The 7,508-nt window shown below is 65.5% G+C and carries 5 protein-coding genes; 2 read left to right on the forward strand and 3 right to left on the reverse strand.

Annotated features, from left to right (window positions below; genetic code table 11):
- Window positions 1-4: 4 nt before the first annotated feature.
- From LLH00_15025 to LLH00_15035, 3 genes are all read right to left on the reverse strand, one after another.
- Window positions 5-1,888: a nucleoside hydrolase gene (locus LLH00_15025; GenBank protein ID MCE5272591.1), complete on the reverse strand. Its 1,884-nt coding sequence runs from the start codon at window positions 1,886-1,888 to the stop codon at window positions 5-7.
- Window positions 1,889-1,942: 54 nt separating this feature from the next.
- Complete coding sequence (locus LLH00_15030) at window positions 1,943-2,248, reverse strand: J domain-containing protein (protein ID MCE5272592.1); 306 nt, start codon at window positions 2,246-2,248, stop codon at window positions 1,943-1,945.
- A gap of 193 nt (window positions 2,249-2,441) precedes the next feature.
- Entirely contained in the window at window positions 2,442-3,128 is a 687-nt protein-coding gene (locus LLH00_15035; GenBank protein MCE5272593.1) for a DUF1080 domain-containing protein, read from the reverse strand.
- A 221-nt stretch (window positions 3,129-3,349) separates the two neighbouring features.
- On the opposite strand from LLH00_15035, the gene LLH00_15040 reads away from it, so the two are divergent.
- Together LLH00_15040 and LLH00_15045 are read left to right on the forward strand one after the other, a co-directional pair.
- Window positions 3,350-5,593, forward strand: coding sequence for a beta-N-acetylhexosaminidase (locus LLH00_15040; GenBank protein ID MCE5272594.1), 2,244 nt, complete (start codon window positions 3,350-3,352; stop codon window positions 5,591-5,593).
- A 577-nt stretch (window positions 5,594-6,170) separates the two neighbouring features.
- The coding region (locus tag LLH00_15045; GenBank protein MCE5272595.1) for a beta-N-acetylhexosaminidase at window positions 6,171-7,508 on the forward strand (1,338 nt) is incomplete at its 3' end.

Here is a 7,508-nt window from a genome sequence, read left to right on the forward strand (position 1 = left end):
GTGGTCATAGGTGCGCATCCAGAAATTTAACCAGTTCCTCGAACATCTCCAGCGTGAAACCGTGCTCCCCGTGTGGACGCCAGGCCACGAGGTTGTCGGGCGCCCCGGCGTGATGGTAGGCGGGCTGGGCTTTCTCCAGCAGTTCCTCCACCCCCTGGCTGGGCATGCCGATATCCTCCAGCGGCGCAGCGATGAAATAGGGCCGCGGGGCCTGGGCCGCCACGATGTCGCCCTGGTCGAAATGCTGCAGGATGCCCGGCACCCACCAGTAGACCCCGTGGTAGCCCGGGTCGCCCAACTGGATCATCCTGCGCCAGGAGCCCACCCCGCCGCAGAGCGGAGCGGCCGCGGCGAAACGCGGGTCGCAGGCCGTGGCGAAAAAGGTGGTGATCCCGCCGAACGACATCCCGGTGCAGCCCACCCGCGAGGAGTCGACATCCGGACGGGCCTGAAGGTAGCTCAACCCCTGGCGGATCTCGTAGGCGAGCACCCCCTGGGCGGTGAAACCCTCGATCAGGTAGGCCTTGCTCTGACGGTCTTCGTTGAAACCACGGTCGCCCAGGCCGCGCTGGGTGAGGGCCAGGGTCACGTAGCCGCGGCGCGCCAGCTCGGAGGCCCAGCCGTGAAGACGCATGTGCGGCTCCTGCGGGGTCGGGCGGCCCAGGCTGCGGTAGTCCGCGATACCGAACATCTCCTCGGTCAGCACGAACCGGTCGCCGCCGGTGCCGGAAAGGCAGATCACCGCGGGCAGAGGACGCTCCGGAGCGTTCTCGGGGCGGCAGACAAAGGCCGGGACCTCCTCGCCGAAAATCGTGGGCCAGCGCACCTCCTGGCGGGTGAAACCCCGGAAGCGCTCCACTTTTCCCTCCACCGCCTGGACATCCGGGGCGGCGGTGGGCACGTTCAGCACCCGGCAGACCCGCTCGTAGATCGAGTTGCCGCGCGGTGCGGCCTCGCGCAGCCGGCCGTAGAACTCCTCCCAGACCGGGCAGGGCCCGCGCGCGGGGTCCTCGTCCAGGCCGGTCAGCACCTCGATCTCGGCCCCGGGGTGCGAGAAATCCCAGGCCCCGCGCTCATCCACCCAGGGGGCCTTGGCTTTCAGGCGGGCCACCCGCTCGGGGTGGGCCAGGGCGGCCACCGCGGCCAGGGCGGGCAGGTTGAAACTTTCGCTGTCCGGGAAACGGTTGAGCACGAGCAGAAGGTTCAGGTAGTCGGCCAGGGGATTCAACCCGCGCAGCCGCTCGCCCTGGACCCAGCGGGTGGTGGCCATGTGGTTGTTGCCCGGCGGGATCAGGCTCAGGCGCGCCCCGCTTGCCATCAGCACGCGCTGGGCTTCCAGGTCCAGAAGGCTGTTGTGCTCGCCGCCCTCGCCCTCGGGCCAGTCGGCCCCGCCCAGCCAGACAAACTCGGCCCGCTCCTTGAGCGAGGGGTCGATCAGCAGCGCGCTGGCCAGGTTGGTGGCCGCGCCCAGACCCAGGATCACCAGGGGGCCCTCCCCCTTGAGCTTCGAGGCGTCCACGATGAACCGCGCCGCCGGGCTTTCCACCGCCGCACGGGCCGAGGGCAGCGGGTGCTCGGCCCCGCGCAGCACCGGGATGCCCCGCACCCCGGCCAGGCCGAGCACCGTGTGCACCTCGCGGAAATTGCCCTCCAGGGTGTTCTCGCCGCTGTGTACCGCGGTCAGGCCCAGTATCTCGAATTTCTCCGGAAACAGCAGGGCGTAGGCGATGGCGTGCTGGTCATCCCGCTCCAGGGCGGCATCCGTGTCGATTATGAGCCGCATGGCTGCGGCCCGGGCCTGTCCGGGGGCGGCCAGCAAAAAGGTGAGAGCAAGAAAGCCCAGCAGTCTGGGGACAGCGCGGCGTGCGGCTTTGCATTCGGCTGGCATCGGGTTCTCCCCGCGGTTGGCGTTCCGGTGTGGGCGGTCGGGTGGGTCCGGGGCTCAGAGGCCGCCGAAATGCCGCCACCAGAAATCCTCGCCGCCCGCGTACTGCTCGACATCCTCCCGGCGCAGCGAGTACTGGAAATTGTTGCAGAAATCTGTCAGAGTGCCGTAGGCCGCGTTCAGCTCGGCCTGTTTCTGCTTGCACAGCTCGGGGTCGTCCGGGCACAGGTCGGGGTGCCAGCGGCGCGACAGCTCGCGGTAGCGCTGGCGTATCTGCGCCAGGCTGACCCGGTCGGGCAGCTCGAGCGTGCGCCGCGCATGGTCCAGGCGGTCGAAAAGGCTTTCCCTTTCGGCGTCGCTCATGCAGGCTCCGGGGCAGTGGCCGGTCGTGGTCTTGAACCAATTATACATTCCCGCGGCCGGGATTCAAGGGAAAGATGATCGGCAGCATCAGGATTGGGGGGATAAAAAAGGAAGGGGCACGGCGCACCGTGCCCCTTAAGGCATTCTCGAGTTCAATTCGGGCGGGAGTTCCGGAAACCTTCCCTTCCGCGGCTTACAGCTCCTTGATCAACATCTTGCGGAACTGGACCTTGCTCTCGGGGCCCCAGTTCTCGCCGGGGTGCACCTGCACGCCGATATAGCCGCTCTCGGGGACCACTGTCTTGCCGTCCAGGGGCTTGCCGTGCTGGTAGTCGGTGATCTGGTGGCCGTTCAGCCAGACCTGGATGTGCGGTGGCTGGTTCTCGATCCGCACGCGCAGCTTGTTGTAATCGTAGGGGTTCCAATAGGACATGCCCAGGCAGTTGTGCATCCCGAAATCGCCGCCGCCCGGGATATAGATCGCGCCGATCTCACCCTCGTTGCGGTAGTCCAGGGTGACCTGGTAGGAGAGCACGTTGCCCTGCACGCGCAGGAACAGGCCCGAGTCAAGCGGCCAGTGGGCCTTGACCTCGGTGTAAATCTCATAATTGGAATATGTTTTCTCCGTGACCAGAAGGCCGCCCTCGCCGGCGGGGTACTGGTCGCCGGTGATCGCCCCGTCCTCCACGGTCCACTTGCCCTTGTCGCCGCTGTATTCGGTCAGCTTGCGCCAGCCGTCCAGTGTTTTCCCGTCGAACAGCGGCACGAACCCCGTCAGATCATCCCCAACCGTCGTTTTCTCCTGCGCCTGGACGCCCAGCGCGAACGCACCGGTCATCAACGCGGAGAGAACGAGCCTCCCAAGCCATGCCTTTTTCATGTGTCCGGACCTCGTTGAATTGGTGGATAGGAATAGCTGTCGCACTTTTGAATGATAGCCTCTCGGCCTGCTCTTGGCAAGGCTGTCGCGATGCCAGACTGGATAAAAATGTAAAAAATCATTGCCGCCCCGCTCCGGACGGCTCCATATTATGCCTGTCACTCTCCCAGGCTTTTGCCGAGCCGTTTCGCTCCCGGTTCACCCTCCTCCCGGAGATATAAATGCGCCTTGCCCGGACCGCTGTCCTTTTCCTTCTGAGTGCCGTATTCTGCCAGAGCGCGGTTGCCGCCGGGCTGAACAGCCTGCGCCAGAACGGTTTCAGCCTGATCCCGGCCCCGCAGAAAGTGGAGCTTCTGCCCGGCGTGGCCGTGCTGGACTGCTCCTGGGGTCTGGAGACCTCGGTCAGCCGCGGGGACATCGCCGTGCGCAGCCTCGTTTCCGGCGCGCAAGAGATGCACGGGCTGACCTTCGCCGAGCGTGGGGAAAGCCGGATCGTACTGGCGCTGAGCGGCGGCGCGGTCACGGGCGCCCCAGACGCCGAGTGCGCGGCGCAGGCCTACCGGATCAGGGTCACCCCCACGCAGGTCGAGATAACGGGCAACGCCCCGGCCGGGCTGTTCTACGGCGTGCAGAGCTTTCTGCAATTGCTGCGGCGTGACGGAGCGGGACGGCTGGTCCTGCCCCTGGGCGAGATCACCGACTGGCCCGACCTGCGGCTCCGGGTTATGCACTGGGACACCAAGCACCACCAGAACCGCATGGAGACAATGAAGCGCTACATCGACCAGAGTGCGTTCTTCAAGGCCAACGCGATCAGTTTCGAGATGGAGGACAAGTACGAGTACCCGCGCCATCCGGTCATCGGCGCGCCGGGGGCCTACACCAAGGCCGAGATGGTCGAGCTGACCCGCTACGCACTGGAGCGGCACGTGCAGATCATCCCGGATGTCCAGGCCCCGGCCCACATGAATTACGTGCTCAAGCACCCCGAGTTCGCCCACCTGCGCGCCGACAGCTCGAACTACCAGATCTGCATGTGCGACGAGGAGGCGATGCGCCTGATCTTCGACATGTACCAGGACATGATCGACGCGACTCCTGGAGTGGAGTATTTCCATGTCTCCACGGATGAGGTCTACTACGCCGGTATCAGCGAAAAGTGCAAGAAACTGAGGCCCTACAACGAGATCAACCGCAGCCGCCTTTGGGTCGAGTACGTTCAGCGGGTGAACGCCTGGATGGCCGAGCGCGGGCGCAAGGTGCTGCTCTGGGTGGAATACCCGCTTCTGACCAAGGATGTGTCGAGCCTGCCCGCGGGCCTGATCGACGCGATCACCGGGCCGCAGCGCGAGCCGTCCTGGCTGGAGGCCGAGAACAAGGCCGGGATCGAGCAGATGGCCTACACCTCGATGCAGGGCGCCGAGTGGCTGTTCCCCAACTATTTCACGCTCCAGGGCTACGGCCAGGCTGTCCAGGGCCGCATGCAGGAGGCGGTGGAGACCCCGGAGCTGACCCGCCGCGCCGGGGCGAGGAACCTGATGGGAACTTTCTGCGCGGCCTGGGATGACGCGGGCCTGAACGACGAGACATTCTGGCTGGGCTGGGCCGTGGTCACCGCCTATGGCTGGAACATGCAGGGGCCGGGTCCGGCCCAGGCCACGGCGGATTTCTTCGACGCGTTCTACGGGCCGGATGTAGCGGTGGACATGCGTCAGGTCTACAGCCAGCTCGAATTGCAGGCCCGCTACTACGAGAACCTCTGGGACCTGGTCTGGTCGAATGAGCGCGGTTACGCCTACGGCTACTCGGGCGGCAAGCGCCCGATCCGCTTGCAGGATGAGACCCTCAGCCTGCCCGCCCTGCCCGCTGGCGACTCACTGGCCGTGAAACCCACGTTCCACGAAAAATACGCGGCCAAAATCGCCGCCGCTTCCGAGCTTCTTCCGGCCAACGAGCGCCTTCAGTACGACCTGGCCCGCGCCCTGGGCGAGGTGAGCCGCAACCGCTACAATATCGAGGTGCTGGGCTCGATCGCCGCGCTGGAGGGCTATGCGGTGCGTACCATGCTCGACCTGGACAAGGCCGAGGCTTTCCTGGTCCGCGCTGGAGAGGCCTCCGCCAAGGGTGAGCACGCCCTGGCGGTCAACCTGATGGTCGAGGCGGGCAATGTCACGGCGGCGAACCTGGCGGTGCGCGATAAGATGTGGCGCGAGCTGACCGCGGTTTGGGAAAAGGGCCGTTTCCCCAAGAACGAGGATGTGGCCGGGCGCAAGTTCCTGCACGTGATGGATGACGTGAAGGACCATTTCGCCGACCGCCGCCGGGGTCTGGACTATATGATCGCCCCGTTCGAGCGCATGGACCTGCCCGGCTGGCATAAGGCCCTGGGCGAGAGGATCAAGGCCTACGCCGCGGCGCACAAGGTGCCGGTGAGCGGCCTGGCCGAGGTGCGCCTGGAGGACTGAGGACGGCTTGTATTCAGGCCGGTACAGTGAATTAATCGTAGGGGCGGCCCCCTGTGGCCGCCCGTAAAAACATTCAGCGTCACCCGTAGGATCGGTTGTAGTGGCACGGCCTGCCGTACCCAAAAGCTTTTTTGTTCTCTTGTTTACGGCCAAGAGAACCAGAAACCATTGGGGGGCCGCAAACTCGCCCCGGCCTTTGCTGTCTTGTGGGCTATGGTGTGCCCGGCGCTCCGGCACGCTGCCTCGGGTCGCGGGCGGCGCTGACGCGAATCGCCCGCCCGGCCGTGACGCGCCGCATGGCTTCGGTGTGCACAGGGCAGTTACTCCGCTCCGTTACGCAGGCTCAAACATACGGCCCCCGGACGGCCCGGTGGGCCGCTCGAGGGAAGCACCGGCGATTATCCGGTCAAGTAGCTCCGAGTTGAAATTGTCGTTATTCAAGAGGCAAGGGGCAGGGCAGAGCGTGCCCTGTTTGCATTAGTTGTCCGCCTACGTACGACTGGTGTTGACATCTGAAAAGTAACCGCTCAATAGCACTATCGATAACCAGTTACACACTTATCCCAGGAGAAAGGCCATGAAATTCAGGTTGTTCGCCGACGCAGTCATTATATCGCTTATCGCAGTCAGCGCGGCTTTTGCCGCCGGCCCGACCGCCGGGGGATTTCTCACCCCGCTGCGCGCCCGTGGCTACAGCCTGATCCCGGCCCCGCAGAAAGTGGAGCTGGGTGCGCGGGACATTACCGTGGACTGCACCTGGGCGGTCCAGTCGCGGGTGGGGACCGAGGACATCGCCTACCGCCGTCTGGTGGAGGGCGCGGGCGAGCTGCACGGGCTGAGCTTCGAGGGTACGGGCAGCGGGAAGGTTATCCTGGCCGTGGCCGCGGGTACGGTCAAGGGTGCGCAGGACCCGGCCCTGAACGAGCAGGGCTATATTCTCAAAATCGCTCCAGGCGAGATCACTGTCACCGGCAACGCCCCGGCGGGCCTGTTCTACGGCGTGCAGAGCCTGCTGCAGCTCCTGCGCCGGGGAGCCGACAGCCGTCTGCGCCTGCCCGAATGCACGATTAGCGACTGGCCCGCGCTCGAACTGCGTTTCGTGCACTGGGACACCAAGCACCACCAGTGCCGCATCGAAACCCTCAAGCGCCTGATCGACTGGCACGCCTTCTTCAAGGCCAATGCCATCGCTTTCGAGATCGAGGACAAGTACGAGTTCCCGCGCCATCCGGTCATCGGCGCGCCAGGGGCCTACACCAAGGCCGAGATGATCGAGCTGACCCGCTACGCCGCCGAGCGCCATATCCAGCTCGTGCCCGACATCCAGGCCCCGTCGCACATGGCTTACGCGCTCAAGCACAAGGAGTTCGCCCACCTGCGCGCGGACGGCAGCAACTACCAGGCCTGCATGTGCGACCCCGAGGCGATCAAGCTGATTTTCGACCTGTACCAGGACATGATAGACGCCACCCCCGGAGTGAAATATTTCCTGGTCTCGACCGATGAGGTCTACTACGCCGGAATCTGCGACAAGTGCCGGAAAAAGCGGCCTTATGACGAGGCCAGCCGCAGCCAGGCCTGGGTGGATTTCGCGAAGCAGGCCCACGCGTTCCTGAACGAGCGCGGGCGGCGGCAGATAAGCTGGGTCGAGTACCCGCTCCTGGCCAGGGACATCGCCCAGCTTCCGCCCGACCTGATCAACGGCGTGATGGGCGGCGATGGGGAGTTCCTGGCCCAGCAGAAAAAGATCGGCCTGCGCCAGTTGGCCTACAGCAGCACCCAGGGGGCGGAGTTCCTGTTCCCGGACCTGTTCCCGGTCAAAGCCCGCGGGCGCGAGGCCCAGGGCCGTCTGTACGAGATCGCCCGCACGGTGCGCGAGGGTCTGGCCGCCGGGGGCGACCCGATGGGCTCGTTC

This window comes from bacterium (genome assembly GCA_021372515.1).
Taxonomy (GTDB): Bacteria; Gemmatimonadota; Glassbacteria; order GWA2-58-10; family GWA2-58-10; genus JAJFUG01.